Below are 22,672 nucleotides of genomic sequence, written 5' to 3'. Positions count from 1 at the left end.
TCATGAGAGTCCTGCGGATCCGGGGCCTCGAGAAGACGTTCACCCTGCACACCGTCGACGGGCGCACCGTCGCCTCGCTGCGCGGCGTGGACCTGGACGTCGCCGCGGGCGAGCACGTCGCGCTGGCCGGCCCGAGCGGTGCGGGCAAGTCGAGCCTCCTGCGCTGCGTGCACCGGACCTACCTGCCCGACGCCGGCACCGTCACGCTGTTCCGGGAGGAGGGCGCCGTCGAGCTCACGTCCCTTCCGGACCGCGCGCTCGCCCGGCTGCGGTCCCGCGAGCTGGGCTACGTGTCCCAGTTCCTCGCCGCGCCGCCGCGCACCGGCCCGCTCGAGCTGGTGGCCGCGGCCGCCCGGCGTCGGGGCCTCGACCGCGTCGCCGCATCCGACGCGGCCGCGGCGGCCCTGCGCCGGCTCGCCCTCGACGAGGCGCTCTGGGACGTCGACTGCGGGGTGCTCTCCGGCGGGGAGCGCCAGCGCGTCAACCTCGCGGCCGCCACCGTCCGGCCCCCGCGGCTGCTGCTGCTCGACGAGCCGGTGTCCGCGCTCGACCCCGCCAACCGCGAGCGGGCGCTCGACCTGATCGCGTCCCTGTCCGGCGCGGGCGTCGCGGTGCTCGCGGTCTTCCACGACGCCGACGCGATGCGCGCCCTCGCCACCCGGGTCGTGGAGCTGCGCGACGGCCGGGTCGCGGCGGAGGGCACGCCCGCCGAGGTCCTCGGGGCGGCGGCATGAGGCGCCCCGGACCGCACGCGAGTGACAGCATGGTGGCCTTGCTGCCGTGTTGTGCCAGTAAGGCCACCATGCTGGCTTGCACCGGCGGCCCGGCGTGAGCGCGCCCACCGCCCAGCGCTGGTCGCTGCTGCGGCCGCCCGCCGACTACGTGCTCGGGCACGTGCGGGCCGTCCTGCCCGACCGGGTGCTGGACGACGCCCGCGTCGCCGTGAGGGACGGACGCATCGCCGAGGTCGGCCCGCACCCGGCCGGCACGGGCGCCGACGTGGACGGCGGCGGCGCCTACTGCCTCCCCGGCCTCGTGGACGTGCACTCGGACGGGCTCGAGCGCGAGCGGATGCCGCGTCCGGGCGCCGAGGTGCCGTGGCGGTTCGCCCTGCTGTCGTTCGAGGGCAAGCTGCGCGCCGCCGGGATCACCACGGTCTTCCACGGCGCCGCGTTCGAGCAGGGCGACGGCTCGCTCAAGGTGCGCTCGGTGGACGCGGCGCTCGAGCTGTGCCGCCAGGTGGCCGACCGCGGGGACGGCCCCGTCGAGCACCGCATCCTGCACCGGCTCGACGTGCGGTCGGCCGGGGGGCTCGCGGCGCTGCGGACCCGGCTGGCCGGGCTCGGCACGACCGCGCTCGTCTCGCACGAGGACCACACGCCCGGGCAGGGCCAGTACGCCGACCGCTCGTTCTACGAGCGGTGGGTGATGGGCACCCGCGACCTCACCGCCGAACAGGCGCGTGCCCACGTCGACGCGTTCGTCGCCGCACGGGAGGCGAACCTGGACGTCCGGGACGAGGCGCTGTCCGTGCTGGGCGACCTGGCGCGGACCGGGGCCGTGCGCCTCGTCGGGCACGACCCGGCGTCGGCCGCGGAGATCGCCGCGCTCGCCGGGCGCGGCGGGGCGGTGGCCGAGTTCCCCACCACGCTCGAGGCCGCTGCCGCGGCGAGGGAACGCGGCATGCCCGTGGTCATGGGAGCGCCCAACGCGCTGCGCGGCGGCTCGCACTCCGGCAACGCCTCGGCGCGCGAGCTGCTGGCCCGCGGCCTGGTGACCGCGCTCGCGTCCGACTACCTGCCCTCCGGCCTGCTGGCCGCCGCGTTCCTGCTCGCCGCCGACGGCGTCATGGCCCTGCCGGCCGCGGTCCGGCTGGTGACGGCGGGCGCCGCCGACGCCGTCGGGCTCCCCGACCGCGGCGCGCTCACGCCCGGCAGCCGCGCCGACCTCGTCCTCGCCGAGGCCGGGCGGCCCTGGCCGGTGGTGCGGACGGTGCTGCGGGCGGAGGGACCCTGAACGGGCTCGAATTCGAAACCGTGGACACCCCCGGGTGCGTCCGGCGGAACGCACCCGACACGCTAGCCGCGCCGCTCCCACGACCCGAGCACCATCAGGGTGCGGGTGCCCGTCACGACGCCGGAGCGGCGCAGCGTGTCGATCACCTGCTGCAGGTGGGCCAGGTCGCGCACGCGCAGCTGCACCAGCGCGTCCGGGTCGCCCGCGAGCGTGAAGACGGCGTCCACCTCCGGGATCGTCGAGACCGAGCGCACGATCTCGCTCACCCGCGTGGTGCCGAGGAAGCGCAGTTCGATGAACGCCTCGACGCCCTGGCCGAGCTTCGCGTGGTCGACCTGCACGGTGAACCCGGTGATCACGCCGATCTCGCGCAGCCGGTCGACGCGCCGCTTCACCGCCGCGACGGAGAGCCCCACCTCCACGGCCATCTCGGAGTAGGTCCGGCGGCCGTCGGCGCGCAGCAGGTCGAGGAGCCGCCGATCGGTCTCGTCGACCACGCTGTTGTCGGACACGGGCCCCTCCGCGCAAAGAACTCGAGCTGTCAGCCGATCAAAGCACAAGGCGTTTGCGTGTTCATGCACCGATGCTGCAGAGCTCTTGCCTCGGCGGGACGGAGGCGGTCTCCTCCTGGTACCCGCCCTGACGGAGGTCGACAGTGCCGCCCACCGCGCCGCCCACCACAGTCACGTTGGACGACAAGTACACCGCCCGCCACGGCCGCGTCCTGATCACCGGGATCCAGGCGCTCGTGCGGATGGTCCTGGAGCAACGCAGGCTCGACACCGCGCGCGGCCTGGACACGCGCGCGTTCGTGAGCGGCTACCAGGGCTCACCGCTCGCCGGCCTGGACCAGGAGATGGCGCGCGCGGGCCGGTTCCTCGACGAGGCGGGCGTGGTCGTCCGGCCCGCCGTCAACGAGGAGCTCGCGGCGACGGCCGTCGCCGGCACCCAGCTGCTGCGCCAGGCCCCCGGCCGGCGCCACGACGGTGTCACCGGGTTCTGGTACGGCAAGAACCCCGGTCTCGACCGGGCGGCCGACGCCATCCGGCACGGCACGCTCGCCGGCACCACCGCGCTCGGCGGCGCGGTGGCCCTGATCGGCGACGACCCGTCCTGCAAGTCCTCCACCGTTCCCAGCTCGTGCGAGCCGATGGCGCAGAGCCTGCTGCTCCCGCTGTTCGCACCCGGATCCGTCGCGGAGGTCGTCGAGCTCGGGCTGCACGCCGTGGCGATGTCCCGCGCGTGCGGGCTCTGGACCGGGATGAAGGTCGTGGCCGACGTCGCCGACGCGGCCGCCACGATCGACGCCGCCACGATCGACGCGGGCGCGCTCGACCTCGGCGTGCCGAAGCCCGGCCGGGCCGAGGAGGCGCCCCGCGTCCTCGTCGGCGCCACCGCCCTCGACGCGGAGCACGACGCGCTCACCCGGCGGCTCGACCTCGCCCGCGCCTACGTCCGCGCCGCCGGGCTCAACCGCGTCGCGTTCACCGCCCGCAACGCGCGCCTCGGCGTGCTCGCGTCCGGCACGAGCGCGGCGGTCGTGCGGCGCGCCCTCGACGACCTCGGCCTCGACGAGGCCGCCATGGAGGCGCTCGGCCTGCGGATCATCACCCTCGCCGTGCCGTTCCCGGTCGACGCGGACGCACTCGCCGAGCTCACCGATGGCCTCGACGAGGTGCTCGTCGTCGAGGACAAGGTCCCCTTCCTCGAGGACCACCTGAAAGCGGCGCTCTACGGCCGGCCGGGCACGCCGCGCGTCGTCGGCCGCCACGACCCCGACGGCCGGACGCTGCTGCCCGCCCGCGCAGCAGTCGGCGCCGAGGACGTGGCCCGCGCGCTCGCCGCCCGCATCGGCCCCGACCGGCTCCCCCGCACCGCCGCCGTCCACCTGGAGACGATCACCCCGAAGCCGCCGTCGCGGATCGCGCTCCCCCTGGCCGCACGCACCCCGTTCTTCTGCTCCGGCTGCCCGCACAACACCTCCACCCGCACCGGCGACGACACGCTCGTCGGCGTGGGCATCGGCTGCCACGCGATGATCGCGCTCGACGGCGCCGGGCGCGGCCACCAGCTCGGGCTCACGCAGATGGGCGGCGAGGGCGCGCAGTGGCTCGGGCTCGCCCCGTTCACCGACGACCGCCACTTCGTGCAGAACCTCGGCGACGGCACGTTCCACCACTCCGGGTCACTGGCCATCCGCGCGGCCGTCGCCGCCGGCGTCACCATGACCTACAAGCTGCTCTACAACGACGCCGTCGCGATGACCGGCGGCCAGCGCGCCGAGGGCCGCCTCGACGTCCCCGCGCTCACCCGCTGGCTCGCGGTGGAGGGCGTGCGGCGCGTGGTCGTCACCACGGCCGACCCGGGCACCTACCGCGGCGTCGCCCTCGACCCGATCGCATCGGTCCGCCACCGCGACGAGTTCGCCGCGGCCGAGCGGGAGCTCGCCGCCCTCGACGGCGTCACCGTCCTGATCCACGACGACCGCTGCGCCGCCGAAGAGCGCCGCCTGCGCAAGCGCGGGAAGCTGCCCACCCCCACCGCCAAGGTCGTGATCAACGAGCGGGTGTGCGAGGGCTGCGGCGACTGCGCCCAGGCCTCCACGTGCCTGTCCGTGCAGCCCCATGAGACCGAGTTCGGCCGCAAGACCCGCATCCACCAGGCGTCCTGCAACACCGACCTGTCCTGCCTCAAGGGCGACTGCCCGTCGTTCCTGCTGGTGGAGCCGGGTGACCGGGCCCGGCGCCCGGTGCCCGAGCCGCCCAGCGGGCTGCCCGAGCCGGCGAGCAGGTTCAGCGGTGACAGCGGGGTGCTGCTGCGCATGCCGGGGATCGGCGGTACCGGCGTGGTCACCGTGTCGCAGATCCTGCAGATGGCCGCCCACATCGACGGGCGCTACGCGGCGGGCCTGGAGCAGATCGGGCTGGCCCAGAAGGGCGGCCCGGTGGTGAGCGACGTCCGCATCGCCAAACAGCCGGTGCGCGGGGCGCTGCGCGCCTCTCCCGGCACGGCGGACGTGCTCATCGGCTTCGACCTGCTCGGCGCCGCCGCCGAGGCGAACCTCGCCGTCACCCGGCCGGGTCACACGGTCGCGGTGGTGAGCTCCGCCGTGGTGCCGACGGCGGCCATGGTCACCGGGCGCGTCGCCGTGCCCGGCTCCCCCGCCGACGCCCTCGGCCGCATCGCCGCGGCCACCCGCGCGGACGCCGCGCTGCACGTCGACGCGCAGGGCCTGTCCGAGGCGCTCTTCGGCGACCACATGCCGGCGAACATGCTGCTGATCGGGGCGGCGTTCCAGCACGGGTGCATCCCGATCGCGGCGGACGCCATCGAGCAGGCCATCCGCCTGAACGGCGCGGGTGTCGAGAAGACGCTCGCCGCGTTCCGCTGGGGCCGGGCCGCGGTCGCGGAGCCCGCCGCCGTGGCCGCCGCCACCGGCTCCGCCGCGGCCCCCGAGCCGGCGACGCGCTTCGCCGACGTCCTCGCCACCCGCGTCACCGACCTCACCGGCTACCAGGACGAGCGCTACGCCGACCGCTACGCCGAGGAGGTCCAGCGGGTCGCGGCCATCGCCACCGAGCGCGCGGGAACCGACGCGGGCGAGCGGGTCGCCGTCGCCTACGCCCGCGGGCTGCACAAGCTCATGGCCTACAAGGACGAGTACGAGGTGGCGCGGCTGCACCTCGACCCGGCCGAGCGGGCGCGGCGCGACGCCGAGTTCGGCCCGGACGCCGCCGTTTCGGTTCTGCTGCACCCGCCGGTGCTGCGCGCGCTCGGCATGACCCGCAAGATCCGGCTGCGCCGCTCGGCGGGGCCCGCGTTCCGCGCGCTGCGCGCCGCCCGCAGGCTGCGCGGCAGCGCGCTCGACCCGTTCGGGCGCGCCGAGGTGCGCCGCGTCGAGCGCGCACTCGTGCCGGAGTACCAGGCGCTGGTCCGCGCCGCCCTCGAGCACCTGCGCCCGGACACCGCCGACGCGGTCGCGGAGATCGCAGCCCTGCCGGACGTGATCCGCGGCTACGAGGAGATCAAGCTGCGCAACGTGTCCGCGTTCCGCGAAAAGGCCTCCGCCGCGCTGGCCGATCTGGCAACCTGAGCGGACGTGGGCTGATCACGAGGGGGGTCGGTGATCGACGTGCCGGCCCGCCCCGGTCCGGGGCACGTGCTCTGGTGGCTGGTCGTGCGCCAGCGCGGTCGGGTGGTCGCCGGATCGGTGTTCGGCACGCTGTCGATGACCAGCCTCGTGCTGACCGCCCACGCGGTGCTGGTGCACGCCACCCGGCTCGGCGCCGCCCTGCCCGTCCGCACCACGACGGGTGAGGTCGCCAGCATCGGCCTGAGCGACGTCATCATGGTGAGCACCGCCCTGACCGTCGCCGGGCCCAGCGTCGGAGCGGCGGTGACGTACGTGCTGGTGGCGGCCCTGATGGGCCTGGTCTCGCCGGTGCTGGCGGCAGTCGTGCTGCTCGGCGTTCCGCTGCTGGCGGTGCTCGTCGGACCGCTGCTGGCCCGGCTCCGCGCGGTCGAGGCGACCTACCGGGTCCAGCAGGGCGCGCTCACCGCCCGGCTGCTGGACATCGTCGGCGGGCTGCGCGTGCTGGCCGGCCTCGGCGGCGAGGCGGTCATCGCGCGGCGCTACGGCCGCACCTCCGCGGACCTGCGCGCCGAGGGGTACCGGGTCGGCGCGATCAGCAGCTGGATCGAGGCGGTCGGGGCCGGGCTCCCGGTGCTGTTCGTCGGCGCCGTCACCTGGATCGCCGCTCGGACGGCCGCCACAGGCGCGATGACCCTGGGCGACGTGCTGGCCGTCTACGGGTATGCCGCGCTCCTCGTGTCGCCGGTCAACGCGCTCATCGAGGGTGGCCACCAGCTCAGCCGCGGCTGGGTGGCCGCGGACCGGGTGGCCCGGTTCCTCGCCCTCGAACCCCACCCGGTCACCGGCGGCCCCGGCCCCCGGGCCCCGGCCCGGCTGCGGGACCCGGACTCCGGTGTGGAGCTGGCACCGGGCACGTTCACGGCGCTGGTGAGCCCCCGGCCTGCCGACGCCGCGGCCGTGGTCGACCGGCTCGGCCGGTTCACCGCGTCGGACACCACGTGGGACGGGCAGCCCCTCGGCGCGATCGCGGCCGTCGAGGTCCGGGAACGGATCCTGGTGGCCGACCCGGACGCCGCGCTGTTCGCCGGCCCCCTGCGCGAGGTGCTCGCCCCCGGTGCCCCCGAGGGTGACGCCACCGATGCCGCGGTGCGGGGCGCCCTCTCGGCCGCGGCCGTCGACGAGGTCGTGCACGGGCTGCCGGGCGGGCTCGCCGGGCACGTCGACGGCGACGGCCGCAACCTGTCGGGCGGCCAGCGCCAGCGCGTCCGCCTGGCCCGGGCGCTCGTGGCCGACCCCGAGGTGCTGCTCGCCGTCGAGCCCACGTCGGCGCTCGACGCGCACACCGAGGCGGCGGTGGCGGCCGGGCTGCGCGCCGCGCGGGTGGGACGCACGACGCTCGTCATCACCACCTCGCCGCTGGTGCTGGCGCACGCCGACACGGTGTGCCTGCTGCTGGACGGGCAGGTCGCCGCGACCGGCACGCACGAGGAGCTGCTCTCCACCGACCCGCGCTACCGGGCGGTGGTCTCCCGGTGAAGGAGCACGCGCTCCCCGTGGCCACCCCGGCCGCCGCGCGCCGGGCCGCGCTGGGCCTGGTCCGGGCCGACGGCAGGGAGGTCACCCGGATGGTCGTGCTCACCGCGCTGGCCGCGGGGGCCGGGCTCGCCGGGCCGTGGCTGGTGGGCCGCATCCTCGACGAGGTGCGGGCCGGGAGCGCTCCGGAGGTCGTGGACCGGCTGGCGCTGGGCATCATCGCGTGCGCGGTGGTCCAGCTCCTGCTGGCCCGCCAGGCCAGGTGGGTCGCGTACCGGTTCGGCGAACGCACCCTCTCGCGCGTCCGGGAACGGTACGTCGAGCGGGTGCTCGCCCTCCCGACGGCCACGGTGGAGCGGGCCGGCACCGGCGAGATCGCCGCGCGCGGCACCGGCGACGTCGCCGCGATGGCCGTCACGCTCCGCGACGCCGGTCCGGAGCTGTTCGTCGCGGCGGTCCAGGCGCTGTTCCTGCTCGCCGCCGTGGTGGTCGTGGCGCCCCTGCTCGGCGGGTGCGGCCTCGTCGGCCTGGTCGGCACGTGGTGCGCCACGCGCTGGTACCTGCGGCGGGCCCACGCCGCCTACCTCGCGGAAGGCACCGCCGCCGCCGCGCTCGCCGAGGTCCTCACCGCCACCGCGGCCGGAGCGCGCACCGTCGAGGCCCTGCGGCTGCAGGAGCACCGGGTGGCCGCGTGCCGCGAGGCGATCGAGACGGCCCGGCGCACCCGGGAGCGCACCCTCGCCCTGCGCAGCGTGCTGTTCCCCGCCGTCGACGTCTGCCACGTGCTCCCGGTCGTCGCTGTGCTCCTGGTCGGCGGCGTGCTGCTCGCGCACGGCGCCGTGACGCTGGGCGCCGTGGCCGCCGCGACGCTCTACCTGCGGCAGCTGGCGCAGCCCCTCAACGAGATCCTGTGGCGCCTCGAGCAGCTGCAGAGCAGCACCGCCGCGTTCGCGCGCGTCGAGGGCGTCGCCGGCAGCCCGCCCGCCCCGGCGGGCGCGCCGCCGCGCGGTGAGCGGGTGAGGGTGCGGAACGTGCACTTCGGCTACCCGGGGCACGATCGCGATGCGCTGCGCGGCGTGGACCTGGACCTGCACCCCGGCGAGCGGATCGCGCTCGTGGGGCCGTCGGGGGCGGGCAAGTCCACCCTCGGCCGGCTGCTGGCCGGGCTGGACACGCCCCGCACGGGCACGGTGACGGTGGGCGGCGTGCCGATCGCCTGCCTCGACCGGGCGGAGCGGCGCCGCCACGTCGTGCTCGTCACCCAGGAGCACCACGTGTTCCTCGGCACCGTGCGCGACAACCTCCTCCTCGCCGCCCCCGATGCCGACGACGGCGCCCTGCGGGCCGCGCTCGGCACCGTCGGTGCCCGGCTCGACGAGCTCCCGGACGGCCTCGGCACCCGGCTCGGCCCGGGTGCGCTGCAGCCCGGCGGCGCCGTCGCCCAGCAGCTCGCACTGGCCCGCGTCGTGCTCGCCGACCCGCACACGGTGGTGCTGGACGAGGCCACCGCCCTCCTCGACCCGGCCACCGCCCGCAGCACCGAACGGGCCCTCGCGGCCGCCCTCGCCGGCCGCACCGTCGTCGCGATCGCCCACCGGCTGCACACCGCCCACGACGCGGACCGGGTGGCGGTGCTCCAGGACGGTCGCATCACCGACATCGGCACCCACGACGACCTGATCGCGGGACGCGGTGCCTACGCAGCGCTGTGGGAGTCGTGGCACGGGCGACCCCGGCGCACCGCCGGTTGACCTGCCGGGTGACATCGCCGCGTCCGGGGGGCGATATGCGCGCCTCGCACCCGTGCGTGCAGGATGATCTCGCGATGCTGACCGGTCGGGGGCCGCGGTCGCAAACGCCGTGGCGTTTCGCCGGACACTCCTCCGGGCATGATCGTTTCTGGACCCGAGGAGTACTCCATGGCTGCCGGCCCGGCCGTCGACGAACCACACCGCGCGGAACGGAGCCCCGCCGCCCGCACACCCGCCGGGATCGCGGTCACCCTCGTGGTGGCAGGCGGTCTGGCCCTGACCGGCGCCTGCGGGGGCCCGCTCGGCCCCTCCCCGGACACCCTCCCGCCCGCGGCCGCTGCGCCCGCCCCCGCCACCACACCCCCGTCCGGCACCACCACGCCCCCCACCTCGGCCCCTCCCACCCCCACCCCCTCCACCGCCGAGCCCGAGGCCGCCGACGCGGTGCTGAACCTCGACTCGTCCGGGCCCGCGGTGCAGGAGCTCCAGCAGCGCCTGTCCGGCCTCGGCTTCTGGCTCGGCGAGATCGACGGCCACTACGGGCAGCTCACCCGCCAGGCCGTGATGGCGTTCCAGAAGGCCGAGGGCCTCGACCGCGACGGCGTCGCCGGGCCGCAGACGCGCGCGGAGCTCCCCACGGCGGCGCGGCCGTCCGCCCGCAGCACCGAGGGTGACCACATCGAGGTCGACCTGGAGCGCCAGATCCTGCTCGTCGTGCGCGACGGCCAGGTGCAGTGGGCGCTCAACACCTCCACCGGCAGCGGGGAGACCTACGACCGCCCGTCCGGCGGCTCCGGCGTGGCGCACACCCCACGCGGTGACTTCGAGATCGAGCGCCAGATCAACGGTGTGCGCGAGGCCGAACTCGGGATGCTCTACCGGCCGAAGTACTTCCACGGCGGCATCGCCGTGCACGGGGCCGGCAGCATCCCCGCGCACCCGGCGTCGCACGGCTGCGTACGCGTCACCAACGCGGCCATGGACCTGCTGTGGGCCAGCGACGTCGCCCGGGTGGGCACGGAGGTCACGGTCTACTGAGGCGGGGTCGCTCGCCGATCCCTCTCGTCACACACCAACCGTCGCGCCGGCACCCGAACTGCAGTTGGGGTGCCGGCACCGGGGTTGGTGCGTGACGCCCGCGACGAGCGTTTCCGCGCTGCGCCGGCGGGGTCAGGAGCGGACAGATCCGGCACTCCGGCAGTATGTCCCGCGGACAGGCGGCGTTCGGCGGCCGTCCACGCAGTGTTCACGACGGTGTAGTAGCGCCGGATCTCCTTGGGGGGCGCGCAGGTGGCAGTGGCGGTCGCGCGGGTGAAAGGCCTGCTGAACGGATGGCGGGCACCGCAGCACCGCGACGGGCTGGCCCTGGTCGTGAGCTCCGGGATGACGTCCGCGGTCGGGCTGCTGTACTGGGTGCTCGCCGCGCAGATGCTCCCGGCCGACGTCGTCGGTGTGAACGCGGTGGCGCTCTCGTCGCTGATGCTCGTCGGCGGCGTCGCCCACCTGAACATGTCGCACGCGCTGCTGCGGTTCGTCCCCGTCGCGGGCACCGCGGCGCGCCGGCTGGTGGTGCTCGGCTACCTCGTGGCGGTCGCCGTGTCCGCGCTCGCGGGTGCGGGTTTCGCGCTCGGCGCGATCTGGTGGGCCCCCGAGCTCGTCGATGTGGCCGGCTACGGCACGCTCGTCGCGTTCTTCGCCGTGAGCTGCCCGGTCTGGACGCTGTTCAGCCTGCAGGACTACGTCCTCACCGCCGTCGGCCGGGCCACCGCGGTGCCGATCGAGAACCTCGTGTTCTCCCTGCTCAAGATCGGCCTGCTCGTCGCGGTCACCCTCGCGGCCGTGCCCGGCGGCATCGCCCTGTCCTGGGTGGTCGCCACGGTCCTGATCGTGCTGCCGATCAACCTCTGGCTGCTGGTCCGGCTGCTGCCCGCACACGGCAGGAAGACGGCCGACCGGGCGGTGCCGATCACGGTGGGCGCCGTCGGCCGGTTCGTCGGCGCCGACTACGTGGGTGCCCTGTTCTGGCAGACCGCGATGATGGGCCTGCCGGTGCTGGTGCTCGGCCGCCTCGGCGCCGAGGCGGCGGCCGCCTACAACATGGTGTGGCAGTTCGGCCTCGCCCTGTACATGGTGCCCTCCGGGATGGGCCAGTCGATGATCGCCCACAGCGCGGCCGACCCGGCGAAGGTCGACAGGGCGCGGCGGGAGACCGTGCGGCGCGGGCTGATGCTCGTGGTCCCGGTCGCGGTGGTGCTGGCCCTCGGCGCGCCGCTGGTGCTCGCGCTGTTCGGGCCGCACTACGCCGCGGCCGGCACCGGGGCGCTCGCGCTCGTCGCGCTGTCCGCGATACCCAACGTGGTCACGGCGGCGGCCACCAGCACGGCGCGCGTGCGCCAGCGCACCGGCGTGCAGTTCGGCGTTCCGACCTCCCTCTCGGTGCTCACGATCGGACTGGCCTGGTTGCTCATGCCCCACCTAGGCGTCCTGGCCGTCGGGCTGGCCTGGCTGCTCGCGCAGTGCGCCGTCGCGGCCGTCGTGCTCATCACGAACGCGCCGTGGGTGCCCGGCCCGCTCGGCAGGTGGATCGACGCCATCCGCAGCTCCGCCCTGCTCCGCCGGGTCGGCACGGACGGCCTGCAGCGGGTCGGCGCTCCGGCCGGCTGGGCGCTCGGCTCCCGGATGGGCGGTGGCTCCGAGACGGTCGTGGTCGCGGTCGGGCCGGTGGGCGAGCGGCGCGCTCTGCTGAAGGCCGCCGACACCGCGAACGGGCAGCACGAGCTGCGCCAGCAGACCGAGGCGCTGGCGGCGCTGCACACCGACCCGCGGATCCGGCACTGGACGCCGCTGATCCCCCGGGTGCTCGGCACCGCCGAGATCGGCGGCGCCTACTGCTCCACCGAGACGCTGCTGCCCGGCGGGCCCGGGCCGGACGCGCTGTCCGACCCGGCGCGTCGCGGCGCGTTCGTGTCGAGCGCGGTCGGCGCGATCAGCGAGCTGCACCGGCGCACGGCCACGCCCCGGCGGGTCGGGGACGCGGAGCTCGACGCGTGGGTGCACGGCCCGATCGCCGCCGTGTCCCGCACGCTGCCCTCCGGGCTGCGGACCGAAGCGGGCCGGCTCGCCGCGGTGCTGGACGCCCGGCTGCGCGGTCAGGTCGTCGGGATCGGCTGGACCCATGGCGACTACCTCCCGGTGAACCTGCTCGCCGCCCCGAACGGCCAGGTGAGCGCGATCATCGACTGGTGCACCGCGCGGCCGGACGGTCTGGCGGTGCTCGACGTCGCGACGTTCGTCCCGATGGCGGAGGCGATGGCGAACGGCGAGGAGTTCGGCCCGGTGGTGCTGCGGTGGCTCGGCGGCGTGCCGCGGGCAGAGGCCGATGTGCTCGTCGGGTGCCAGTCGGCGCTCGGCGGCAGCGTCCTCGCGCCCGAGCTGCTGGTCCTGCTCGGCTGGCTGGACCACGTCAACGCCTGCGTCACCCGCTCGGACCGGATGGCGGCCAACCCGGTGTGGAACCGGCGCAACGTGCGCGTGGTCGTCCAGGGCGCCGCTGAGCTGCTCGACAGCGGACCGGCCGCCACGGCGGAGCCGGAGTCGGCTACGCGCGCATTCCGTTGAGCATCCGGCGGATCGTCACGGCGCAGTCGTCGCGCAGCGCCCGCCGGTCGGCCCCCTGCGCCTCGGCGATGATGCGCCCCGCGCCGCCCAGCAGGTGGAACACCAGCTCGCTGCTCGTCGGTGCGGGCACCGGGGCGAGCAGGCCCTCCGCCCGGGCGGCCTGCAGGAACCCGTCGATCAGCGCGAAGGCGTACTTCTTCTCGTAGTCCATCCACCGCGCCCAGCCCAACGCGAGCGGGCCCTCCAGCCAGCACAGCCGGCCGTACCGGTCCTCGCAGCACAGGTCGAGGAACGCGTCGAGCGCGGCCATCGCCGCCTGCCACGCGTCCGGCTGCCCGGCCGCCGCGGCCGAGACCCGCGCCGTCATGTCCTGTTCGAGGGCGTCGAAGACCGCCTCGAACACCGCCTGCTTGCTCTCGAAGTGGTGGTACACCGCGCCGCGGGTGACCTGCGTCGCGACCGCGATGTCGTCCAGGGAGGTCCGCGCGAAGCCCCGCTCGGCGAACATCGCGGTGGCCGTCTCGAGCAGCGCCGCGCGGGTGGCCTCCGAGTAGAGCTCGCGGCGGCTCTTCGGCCTTGACATGCACGGAGTCTACGACATACTCGGTGTACGTACACAGAGTATGTAACCGTCGCAGCGCTGGAGACCGACGCCATGTCCCCGAAGTTCCTGCTGGTCCGCGAGGTGCTCGCCGAAGCCGCCCGGACCGGGCGCCCGGAGATCACCCGCCGCGGCGAGGTCGAGGCCGCGTTCGGCAGCGTCGAGGCGTTCCTCCTCGCGCTCCACCACCGCTGGCGCACCGCGTTGCTCGCGCGCGTCGACTCCCTGCTCGAGAACGCTCCCGCCGACTCCCCCGCGGACTTCGACGCCGCCGTCGTGGCGGCGTGGACCGACCCGGCGACGGGCGGGCGCGGGCTCCGGGCGGTGCTGGACGCCCACGCCGACACGCCCGCGCTCGCCGCCGCGCAGGAGCGCGAGCGCCGGCTCGTGCGGCGGACCGTCGGCGTCGAGGTCCCCCCGCCGGGCGCCGTGACCCACCCCACGGCCCGCCGCTGGTGGCGCGGCGCCGCCTGAGCCCCGCGCCGCATACCGTGGTGGCGTGGCCATCACGACCGTCGAGTGGCTCGAGGGGGACGTCCCCGCCGTCCGCCTCCTCGATCAGACCCGGCTCCCCGGCGAGGAGGTCTACATCGAGGCCCCGGACGTCTCCACGCTCGTCTGCGCGATCCGCCGGCTCGCCGTCCGCGGCGCGCCCGCGCTGGGCGCGGTGGGGGCGCTGGGGGTGGTCCTCGCGCTGGCCCAGGCCCGGCGCGAGGGCTGGGACGAGCGGCACCTGCGGCGCGAGATCGGGCGGCTCCGCGACGCCCGGCCCACCGCGGTGAACCTCGGCTGGGGCGTGGACCGGGTGCTGCCGCTCGTCACGCAGGGACCCGCGGCGGCGCTCGCCGAGGCCCGCCGGGTGCTCGCCGAGGACGAGGCGGCCAACCGGCGTCTCTCGCAGCTGGGCGCCGACTGGCTGCTCGCGCACTGCCCCCGCCGTTCCCTGCGGCTGCTCACCCACTGCAACACCGGCACGCTCGCCACCACGGCGTGGGGCACCGCGCTCGGGATCGTCCGCGAGCTGCACGGCAGGGGCGCGGTCGGGCTCGTGCACGTCGACGAGACGCGCCCGCTCCTGCAGGGCGCCCGCCTCACCGCGTGGGAGCTCGCCGCCGACGGCATCGACCACGTCGTGCAGGTCGACAGTGCGGCGCCCGGCGCGATCCTGCGGGGCCTCGTGGACGCGGTGATCATCGGGGCGGACCGCATCGCCGCCAACGGCGACACCGCCAACAAGGTCGGTTCCGTCGGGCTCGCGCTCGCCTGCGCCGACGCCGGGGTCCCGTTCGTCGTCGCCGCGCCGTGGTCCACCGTCGACCTGGCGACGCCCGACGGTTCCGCGATCGCGATCGAGGAGCGCGATGCCGCCGAGGTCACCTCGCACGCCGGCGTGCCGACCACCCCGGCCGGCACCCGCGCCTTCAACCCCGCGTTCGACGTGACGCCGGCCCGCCTCGTCGACGCCGTCGTCACCGAGCGGGGTGTGGCCGAGCCGAAGCTGCGGCCGGACATGCGGTTGACGGAGCCGGCAGCTCCGGCCGCCACAGCGCCTTCACCCGGTGCCGGTCCCAGCAGCTCAGGAAACTCACCCCGAGCAGCATCACGAAGCCGACGGCCGTCGTGACCGTGCCCGCTGCTCTCGATCGTCCGGCGGCCGGCGGTGTCCGGCGTTGTGCCGCACGCACCCCGGTCGATGCTCGGGCGCGCCGTCGAGGGGGTGCGCCGGCCGGCACGGGTTGCGTGAGCCGATACCGGCTGTCCTACCCGCCCATGGTCGCGGCCAGCACCGCCCGCTGCGTCGGCTTGGCCTCCAGGTAGCGCCGCCTGCCCGCCTCGGTGAGCGCGATGTAGATCGCGCGCCGGTCCTCCGGGCAGCCGGCTCGCTCGACGAGACCGTCGCGCTCCATGCGGGCGACCAGGCGGGACGCCGCGCTCTGGCTCAGGTGCACGGCCTCGGTGATCTCCACACCGCGGCACTTCTCCTGCCCGCCCGTGGCGAGGCGTTCGAGGGCCTCGAACTCGCTCACGCCGATGTCGTGCCGCCTGCGCAGCTCGGCCTCGAGGGCCCCGCAGACCGTGGCGTGGCGGGCGAGCAGGGCGTGCCACTCGTCCAGCAGTAGCTCCTCGGCTTCGCTGACGTTCGTGGAGCTCACGGCGGGCACAATAGCATGCGCAGGACTGTGATGCACGCTCATTAAATTCGCTTGCATTAGATGCGTACGCATGTAGTCTCGTCGCTCGTGAACGCCTCCCTCACGACCACCTCCACGGTGTGGCCGCCCCGGCTCTGGGGCGTGCTCCTCACCGTGTCCCTCGTCGTCGGCCTCGACGCGCTCGACGTGTCGATGGTCGGCGTCGCGCTCCCCGTCATCCAGGCCGACCTCGGCCTCTCCACCAGCGCACTGCAGTGGGTCGTCAGCGGCTACGTCCTGTCCTACGGCGGCCTGCTGCTCCTCGGCGGCCGCACGGCCGACCTGCTCGGCAGGCGACGGGTGTTCCTCGTCGCCGTCGCGGTGTTCACCGTCGCCTCGCTGCTCGGCGGGCTCGTCGATGACGGCACCCTGCTGATCGCCACCCGCCTCGTGAAGGGCGCCGCAGCGGCGTTCACCGCGCCCGCGGCCCTCTCGATCATCACCACCACGTTCGCGGAAGGCCCGGCCCGCAACCGGGCGCTGAGCATCTTCGCGGTGTTCGGGGCGAGCGGGTACTCGGCGGGCCTCGTGTTCTCGGGGCTGCTCACCGAGGTCGGCTGGCGCTGGACGTTCTTCCTGCCCGTGCCGATCGCGATCCTCACGCTGGTCGCGGCGTACCGGATCCTGCCCGACGACCGGCCGGCGCGGCGCACCGGCGGCTACGACCTCCCCGGCGCGATCAGCGGCGTCGCCGCCATGCTGCTGCTGGTGTACACGGTGGTCGAGGCGCCGGAGGTCGGCTGGCTCACGCCGCGCACCCTGCTGCAGTTCGGGCTCACCGCCGTCCTCCTCGCCGCGTTCGTGATCGTCGAGCGGCGCAGCGCCCACCCGCTCGTGCGGATGGGCATCCTCCGCTCCGGCCGGCTGGCCAGGGCGAACCTCGGCGTCATGGTGTTCTTCGGCGCCTACCTCGGGTTCCAGTTCGTGGTGATGCTGTACCTGCAGTCCGTGCTGGGCTGGTCGGCACTGCAGACCGCGCTCGGCTTCCTGCCCGCCGCATTGATCGTCGCGGTCGGCTCCCCGCGGATGGACCCGCTGATCGACCGCGTGGGCACCGCCCGCACGATCGCGGCCGGCGTGGTCGCCCACGTGGCCGCATACGTGCTCTTCCTCGTGGTCGACCGCGACGCCCCGTACGTGGTCGGCGTACTGCCCAGCATGATCCTGCTGGGCCTCGGCTTCATGCTGGCGTTCGCCTCGTTCAACATCCAGGCCACCGCCGGGATCCCGGACGAGGAGCAGGGCCTCGCGGGCGGGCTGCTCAACACCTCACTGCAGGTGGGCGGCGCGCTCGGCCTGGCGATCGTCACGGCGGTGCTCGTGGCGGGCGGCGAGGGGCGCACCGGCCCGGACGCCCTGCTGGCCGGGTTCACCCCCGCGCTCGGCGTCGTCACCGGGTTCGCCGTCGCCGGGCTCCTGATCGCGCTGAGCGGGCTGGTCCGGCGGCGCGACCGGGTCCCGGCGGAGCCGGCGCTCGCCGGCTGACCGAAACCCGGGTGCACCCCACCGCAGCGGGTCGCGATGATCAGTGGATGACCCGCGACCTGCTGCGGTGGCAGTTCGACCTGACCTGGTCGCTCGCCGACCTGCACCTGGACCGGCTGACCACCGAGGACTTCCTCTGGGAACCGGCCCCGCTCTGCTGGACGGTGCGGCGGGACGCCGACGGGACCTGGACCCCCGACTGGGCCGACGCGGAGCCGGACCCGATCCCGGTGCCGACGATCGGCTGGGTGACCTGGCACCTCGGCTGGTGGTGGAGCGTGGCGACCGATCACGCCCGGGGCCGCGAGCCACGTGACCGGACGGCGGTGGCCTGGCCCGGCCCCGCCACCACGGTCGGGTGGCTCCGCGGACTGCACGACGAGTGGTGCACGGTGCTCGACGGGCTCACCGACGCCGACCTCGCCGCGCCCGCCCCGTTCCCCTGGCCCGCCGACGCGGGTATGACCATGGCGCAGATGCTCGGCTGGGTCAACGCCGAGCTCATGAAGAACACCGCCGAGCTCGGCCAGCTGCGGCTGCTGCGGGCAGCCCGCTGACGCGTCGGTACGACGCCGGTACAGGGCCGGTACAGGGCCGGTACAGCGCCCGTACAGCGCCCGTACAGCGCCCGTACAGCGCCCGTACAGCGTCAGTACGGCCGGACGGGCTGGCGCGCGTGCTGCCGGCGGCCGTTCTCGCGGTGGGTGGCGGGGTGCTCGTCCTCGACGCGGGCCTCGCGCACCGGCCCGGTGAACCACTTGCGGGCCGAGAGGAAGTACCAGCCGCCGAAGAGGACGAGCGCGCCGCCCACCGTGAGCGGGGCGTAGTTCACCGCCTCCCAGGCGAAGCCCTCCGCGCCGGGAATGCCGTTCGGCGAGATCGGCATCAGGAACAGCACGCACACCACGCCGATCCAGGCCACCGCGATCCGGGAGAGCCACTTGTAGTGCCTGCCGAGGCTCCAGGCGCCCGGCTCGAACCGGTCGCCCGCCTTGATGCGCAGGATGATCGGCAGCGCGAACGCGATGTTGAGGCCGATCACGGCGATCGACGTGCCGACCGCGTAGCCGACCACCCCGTTGGCGAGGGTCGGGAGCATCAGCGCCCACGAGGTGACCGCGATCGCGATCACCGAGTTCACCGGCACGCGGTTGGCCCCGACCCGGCGCCACAGCCGCGACCCGGGCACCGCCCGGTCCCGGGAGAACGCGAACATCATCCGCGATGCCGACGTCACCGACGCCGTGCCGCAGAACAGCTGCGCGATCACGACGATGACCAGCATGAACTCGGCCCACGAGTCGTTGGTGGCCTCGGACCAGATGTACACCACCGCCATCCCGGCGGCGTCGAGCGTGCCCTGCACGTCCGGCACCGCGAACGTCACCGCGACCAGCAGGACGAACCCGAACACGACCGACGCGGCGACGGACCAGACGATGCCCAGCGCCGTGGCCCGCGACGCGCCGCGGGTCTCCTCGCTCATGTGCGCCGATGCGTCGTACCCGGTGACGGTGTACTGCGCCATCAGCAGCCCGAGGCCGAAGACGAACCAGATGCCCGTGTCGGAGAACCCGGAGTTGTTGATCACCTCGCCGAACACGAACGCGACCGGCTGGTGCTCGGTGGGCACGATCAGGAGGATCACGACGATCAGGGCGACACCGGCCATGTGCCACCATGCGGAGAGGGTGTTGATCCGCGACAGCAGGTTCACGTTGAGCAGGTTGAGCGCCAGCTGCCCGGCGGCGATCACGCTGAAGACGATGAAGATCGTGGTCGTGTCGGTGCCGACCAGATCCGGGAACCACAGGCTCAGCAGCGCCGTCGCGAACGTCGCCGATCCGTACTGGATCGACGCGGTGACCGCGATCTGGCCGAGGAGGTTGAACCACCCGGTGAACCAGCCCCACGCCGGCCCGCCCAGCTTGGACGCCCAGAAGTACAGCGCGCCCGCCGTGGGCATCGAGGACGCGATCTCCCCCATCGCCATCGCGATGACCACGGAGAACACGCCGACGAGCAGCCAGCCCCACGTGATCGCGACCGGGCCGCCGTTGTTGAACGCCAGGTAGTAGGACGTCAGGCACCCGGCGAGGACCGAGATGATCGTGAACGAGATGGCGAAGTTCGAGAACCCGCCCATCTCGCGGTAGAGCACCTGGGAGTAGCCCAGGCGCAGCAGCAGGGCTTCGTCACTGCGCGCGGTCTCGCGTTCGCGCGTCAGGTAGCCGGTCGGGGTCGACATGCGGTTGCCTCGGTTCGGGGGTGGGGAGCTCGGGGAGTTGTCGGAGGGCTAACCCTCGCGGCGGGTCATGCCGATGGCCTCGGCGCACTCGACGAGGGCGGTGAGGTGCGGGTGACGCGGCGGGAGCGCCTGCTCCGCGTCCTGCACGGCGGCACTCAGCAGTGCCGTGGCCGCCTCGAGGTCACCTGCGGCGGCCTGGGCCCGGGCGAGGCCCATTCGCGAGGTGAGCGTGTCGGGGTGGGCCGGGCCGAGGTTCCGCCGCCGCTGCGCCGTGACCTGGCCGGAGAGCTCCACCGCGTCGTCGACGTCGCCCGCGAGCCGGTACGCCACGGCGAGCGCGTCGCGGGCGGTGAGGGTGCGGGGGTCCTCGTCGCCGAGCACGCGCGCCCGGTCGGCGACGTTCTCGGCGATCATGTGGATGCCCTCGCGCCGCTTGCCCGCCGACACCCGCGCGGCGCCGAGGTTGCCGGCGACGGTCAGCGTGGCGTGGTGGTCACGGCCGAGCAGGGCACGGCACCCGCGCAGCGTGTCCTCGAACATCGCGGCGGCTTCCTTCGCGTTGCCCGCCGAGAAGAGGGCAGCGGCACGCGCGTTGCGGACGGCGAGCTCGTGCACGGTGCCCCGTTCGGGGGCGCTGCTGCGCGCCGCCGGTCGCGATCCATCCGTGGCGACGGGCGGCTCACCGTCCGCCTCACCGGACCACCAGGGCATCCAGACCCCCAAGGGACAGGTCGACACGTTGTGTGACGATCGCTCGGCCGAACGTGGAGAGTCAACCGGATCGACCGACGCCCACGCAAGCCGCCATCGCGAGGTGTGACCACCGTCTGCGTAACCCGACCCGGTGGCGTACCCCCGATCGAGGGATGCAGAATACGCGCGATGAGCGAGGGCGGGCGATGAGCGAGCCGGATCACGAGCGGCTGCGGCGCGATCTCGAGTCCGCCGCCACCGAGGCGCGGGCGGGAGCCGGCCGGAAGCCCCCGGTCACCGGCAGGCAGGCGCTGATCGGGCTGCTCGCCGCCGTCCCGATCGCGGCCGGCGTGATCGCGGCGATCGCCGCCACCCAGTCCGGACCCGAGCTCGCCACCGCCACCACGCCCGTCGGGGAACCCCCGCCGGAGCCTGCCGTGCCCCCCTCGCCACCCCGGCCGACGACCCCACGGGCGCCGGCCACGTCCACCGGCCCCGACGTCCCGCCGCGCCCGCAGTCGCCGCGCCCCGAGCCGCCGCGCAGCGCACCCCCGGAACCCGCGGCGCCACCCGGTGCGGACCGGTCGACCACCCACACCGTGCAGCCCGGGGAGACGCTCGCGCGCATCGCGCTGCACTACCGGGTCCCGCTCGAACAGATCGCCGAGCAGAACGCCATCGCCGACCCCGACCGAATCCGGGCGGGCGCGAACCTCGTGATCCGGCCGGCGCCGGCGAACGAGGTCGTGATCCCGGCGGGCGCCACGCTCACCGGGCTCGCATCGCGCCACCACGTCACGGTGTCGCACCTGCTCCGGCTCAACCCGCACATCGCCGACGCCGACCGGATCGTCGCCGGCGGGCGGCTGCGCATCTCCTAGGAGCGCCGCCCCGCAGCGATGCGAAGCCGGGAAAATCGGGCGCGTCGCTCATCCGCCGGCAGCTAGTGTCCCCCGCCGGAAGGCCGTTGGGTAAGTCGGTGGATCCAGGTTCTCGCTGCGTGTGCCGGGCGGCGGCCCTCGTACCGGGCGTACTCGGGACGTCGGCCGGTGCGCGCAGCGTGGGGCTGGGCCGCCGAATTGTTCGGCGGACTTCCGGCGGGGGGCACTAGCGGTCGAGAGCGCCGTTCAGCGCAGGACTGCGGCCTCCGCCACACCGCGCACCGCGAGCCGGTCGGCGCGCTCGTTCTCCGGGTGCCCGGCGTGGCCCTTCACCCAGTGCCACTCGACCTGGTGCGGTGCCGCGGCCTCGTCCAGCCTGCGCGAGAGGTCGGCGTTCTTCACGGGGGTCTTGGCCGACGTCGTCCAGCCGTTCGCCTTCCACCGGGGGAGCCAGCTGAGGATCCCGTTCCGCACGTACGTGCTGTCGGTGTAGATGCGGACCGTGGCGGGCCGGGTCAACGCCTCGAGCGCCCGGATGGGTGCCATCAGCTCCATCCGGTTGTTGGTGGTGGGCCCGGCGTCACCGCCGTGGAGCTCCTTCTCGACGGTGCCGTAGCGCAGCACCGCACCCCACCCGCCGGGGCCGGGGTTCCCGCTGCACGCGCCGTCGGTGAAGATCTCGACGACGCGGTCCGGCACCGGCACACGATATCGGTCGCGGCTACCCGTTCGCGAAGAGGCGCGCGAGCGCCGTCTCCAGGCCGGGGAGGCCGGACGTGTCGATCAGGAACGTCTCCTCGAGGACCTCGCGGATCTCGGCGGGCGACTCCAGCGCGCGGCGCTCGGTGGGCCCGTCGAGGTGGTGCACGGCGAGGCTCGTGCCACCGAGGGCGTAGCGGCGGCCGGACTCGGGACGGGCGACCATGATCCCGCTCAGGAAGTGCGACCGCGGGTGGTGGCCGAGGTACCAGTTCGAGACCTCGTAGTCGGCGAGCAGCTGCTCGGTGAGGTCGAACCAGTAGAGCGGCCGCAATTCGCCGCCCACCCGTGCCTGCATCACGTACCCCGCCCGCTCGGCCGCCACCAGCCGGAACGGCTCGTGCGGGGTGTCCTGCTCGACGTCCGGTTCGAGCGCGAGCACGCCGGTGAGCGTGAGCCCGCCGAAGCCGACGTCGACGAGGTGGGGGCCCTCCGGCAGGTCGACGCGCACCAGCATGTGGCTGCGCGGGGTCGGCGGCGCACCGGCCGGGCGGCCCCACATCACCCGCGCGGCGAGGCAGGTGGTGGCGTATCCGAGTGCGTCGAGAGCCCCGTCGAGCAGGAGGTTCTGCTCGAAGCACCACCCGCCGCGGCCACCGTGCACGAGTTTGGCGGTGAGCCCGTCCGGATCGAGGGCGATCTCGCGCCCGGTGAACGCGTCGAGGTTCTCGAACGCGATCGAGCGGGCGTGGCCTGCGACGATGCGGCGCAGCGTCGGCAGGTCGGGGCCGGTCACCTCCGGGTTGCCGATGCGGTCGAGGTAGGCGGCGAGTCGGGCGTCGGTCGCGAGGGCCGTGCTCAT

General features: G+C 74.9%; 19 protein-coding genes. 12 read left to right on the top strand and 7 right to left on the bottom strand.

What is annotated here, in order from left to right; all coding sequences use genetic code 11:
* Window positions 1-2: 2 nt before the first annotated feature.
* Both ABEA81_RS08475 and ABEA81_RS08470 read left to right on the top strand, forming a co-directional pair.
* Window positions 3-734 carry an ATP-binding cassette domain-containing protein gene (locus ABEA81_RS08475; protein ID WP_345604295.1) on the top strand — a complete coding sequence of 244 codons (732 nt, stop codon included), beginning with the start codon at window positions 3-5 and terminating at the stop codon, window positions 732-734.
* A gap of 76 nt (window positions 735-810) precedes the next feature.
* The gene (locus tag ABEA81_RS08470; RefSeq protein WP_345604294.1) at window positions 811-2,016 is read left to right on the top strand and encodes an alpha-D-ribose 1-methylphosphonate 5-triphosphate diphosphatase; all 1,206 of its coding nucleotides are present in this window, start codon (window positions 811-813) and stop codon (window positions 2,014-2,016) included.
* A 62-nt stretch (window positions 2,017-2,078) separates the two neighbouring features.
* On the opposite strand, the gene ABEA81_RS08465 is transcribed toward ABEA81_RS08470, so the two are convergent.
* Window positions 2,079-2,528 (bottom strand): Lrp/AsnC family transcriptional regulator, encoded by a 450-nt coding sequence (locus tag ABEA81_RS08465; protein WP_345604293.1) that lies wholly within the window; start codon window positions 2,526-2,528, stop codon window positions 2,079-2,081.
* Window positions 2,529-2,671: 143 nt separating this feature from the next.
* On the opposite strand from ABEA81_RS08465, the gene ABEA81_RS08460 reads away from it, so the two are divergent.
* From ABEA81_RS08460 to ABEA81_RS08440, 5 genes are all read left to right on the top strand, one after another.
* A complete protein-coding gene (locus ABEA81_RS08460; RefSeq protein WP_345604292.1) occupies window positions 2,672-6,109 on the top strand; it encodes an indolepyruvate ferredoxin oxidoreductase family protein in 3,438 nt (1,145 codons plus the stop codon).
* Window positions 6,110-6,139: 30 nt separating this feature from the next.
* Window positions 6,140-7,645, top strand: coding sequence for an ABC transporter ATP-binding protein (locus ABEA81_RS08455; RefSeq protein ID WP_345604291.1), 1,506 nt, complete (start codon window positions 6,140-6,142; stop codon window positions 7,643-7,645).
* The gene (locus ABEA81_RS08450) at window positions 7,642-9,393 is read left to right on the top strand and encodes an ABC transporter ATP-binding protein (protein ID WP_345604290.1); all 1,752 of its coding nucleotides are present in this window, start codon (window positions 7,642-7,644) and stop codon (window positions 9,391-9,393) included. Before ABEA81_RS08455 ends, ABEA81_RS08450 begins: the two co-directional genes overlap by 4 nt.
* Before the next feature lie 168 nt (window positions 9,394-9,561).
* Entirely contained in the window at window positions 9,562-10,431 is an 870-nt protein-coding gene (locus ABEA81_RS08445; RefSeq protein ID WP_345604289.1) for a L,D-transpeptidase family protein, read from the top strand.
* A 252-nt stretch (window positions 10,432-10,683) separates the two neighbouring features.
* The gene (locus ABEA81_RS08440; RefSeq protein WP_345604288.1) at window positions 10,684-13,011 is read left to right on the top strand and encodes a phosphotransferase; all 2,328 of its coding nucleotides are present in this window, start codon (window positions 10,684-10,686) and stop codon (window positions 13,009-13,011) included.
* On the opposite strand, the gene ABEA81_RS08435 is transcribed toward ABEA81_RS08440, so the two are convergent.
* Window positions 12,992-13,594 carry a TetR/AcrR family transcriptional regulator gene (locus tag ABEA81_RS08435; RefSeq protein WP_345604287.1) on the bottom strand — a complete coding sequence of 201 codons (603 nt, stop codon included), beginning with the start codon at window positions 13,592-13,594 and terminating at the stop codon, window positions 12,992-12,994. The two genes, ABEA81_RS08440 and ABEA81_RS08435, sit on opposite strands and share 20 nt — an antisense overlap.
* 72 nt (window positions 13,595-13,666) lie before the next feature.
* On the opposite strand from ABEA81_RS08435, the gene ABEA81_RS08430 reads away from it, so the two are divergent.
* Together ABEA81_RS08430 and mtnA are read left to right on the top strand one after the other, a co-directional pair.
* Window positions 13,667-14,086: a hypothetical protein gene (locus ABEA81_RS08430; protein ID WP_345604286.1), complete on the top strand. Its 420-nt coding sequence runs from the start codon at window positions 13,667-13,669 to the stop codon at window positions 14,084-14,086.
* 25 nt (window positions 14,087-14,111) lie between these two features.
* Complete coding sequence (mtnA, locus tag ABEA81_RS08425; protein WP_345604285.1) at window positions 14,112-15,236, top strand: S-methyl-5-thioribose-1-phosphate isomerase; 1,125 nt, start codon at window positions 14,112-14,114, stop codon at window positions 15,234-15,236.
* Window positions 15,237-15,372: 136 nt separating this feature from the next.
* Here the strand turns inward: mtnA and ABEA81_RS08420 are convergent, their stop codons facing one another.
* Window positions 15,373-15,765: a MarR family winged helix-turn-helix transcriptional regulator gene (locus ABEA81_RS08420; RefSeq protein ID WP_345604284.1), complete on the bottom strand. Its 393-nt coding sequence runs from the start codon at window positions 15,763-15,765 to the stop codon at window positions 15,373-15,375.
* 87 nt (window positions 15,766-15,852) lie between these two features.
* Here ABEA81_RS08420 and ABEA81_RS08415 point away from each other — a divergent pair, with 87 nt between their 5' ends.
* Both ABEA81_RS08415 and ABEA81_RS08410 read left to right on the top strand, forming a co-directional pair.
* Window positions 15,853-17,289 carry an MFS transporter gene (locus tag ABEA81_RS08415; protein ID WP_425570482.1) on the top strand — a complete coding sequence of 479 codons (1,437 nt, stop codon included), beginning with the start codon at window positions 15,853-15,855 and terminating at the stop codon, window positions 17,287-17,289.
* Window positions 17,290-17,336: 47 nt separating this feature from the next.
* Entirely contained in the window at window positions 17,337-17,846 is a 510-nt protein-coding gene (locus tag ABEA81_RS08410; protein ID WP_345604282.1) for a DinB family protein, read from the top strand.
* A gap of 92 nt (window positions 17,847-17,938) precedes the next feature.
* Here the strand turns inward: ABEA81_RS08410 and ABEA81_RS08405 are convergent, their stop codons facing one another.
* Together ABEA81_RS08405 and ABEA81_RS08400 are read right to left on the bottom strand one after the other, a co-directional pair.
* Window positions 17,939-19,537, bottom strand: coding sequence for an amino acid permease (locus ABEA81_RS08405; protein ID WP_345604281.1), 1,599 nt, complete (start codon window positions 19,535-19,537; stop codon window positions 17,939-17,941).
* A 48-nt stretch (window positions 19,538-19,585) separates the two neighbouring features.
* Entirely contained in the window at window positions 19,586-20,275 is a 690-nt protein-coding gene (locus tag ABEA81_RS08400; RefSeq protein ID WP_345604280.1) for a tetratricopeptide repeat protein, read from the bottom strand.
* A gap of 161 nt (window positions 20,276-20,436) precedes the next feature.
* Here ABEA81_RS08400 and ABEA81_RS08395 point away from each other — a divergent pair, with 161 nt between their 5' ends.
* Window positions 20,437-21,111 carry a LysM peptidoglycan-binding domain-containing protein gene (locus ABEA81_RS08395; protein WP_345604279.1) on the top strand — a complete coding sequence of 225 codons (675 nt, stop codon included), beginning with the start codon at window positions 20,437-20,439 and terminating at the stop codon, window positions 21,109-21,111.
* Between the two features lie 246 nt (window positions 21,112-21,357).
* Here ABEA81_RS08395 and rnhA read toward each other — a convergent pair whose 3' ends face one another.
* Together rnhA and ABEA81_RS08385 are read right to left on the bottom strand one after the other, a co-directional pair.
* On the bottom strand, window positions 21,358-21,810 hold the full coding sequence (rnhA, locus tag ABEA81_RS08390; protein ID WP_345604278.1) for a ribonuclease HI: 453 nt from the start codon (window positions 21,808-21,810) through the stop codon (window positions 21,358-21,360).
* 22 nt (window positions 21,811-21,832) lie between these two features.
* The gene (locus ABEA81_RS08385) at window positions 21,833-22,672 is read right to left on the bottom strand and encodes an arylamine N-acetyltransferase family protein (RefSeq protein WP_345604277.1); all 840 of its coding nucleotides are present in this window, start codon (window positions 22,670-22,672) and stop codon (window positions 21,833-21,835) included.

It is taken from the genome of Pseudonocardia adelaidensis, assembly GCF_039543345.1.
GTDB lineage: Bacteria > Actinomycetota > Actinomycetes > Mycobacteriales > Pseudonocardiaceae > Pseudonocardia > Pseudonocardia adelaidensis.
This window is presented reverse-complemented; position numbering and strand designations above follow the sequence as displayed.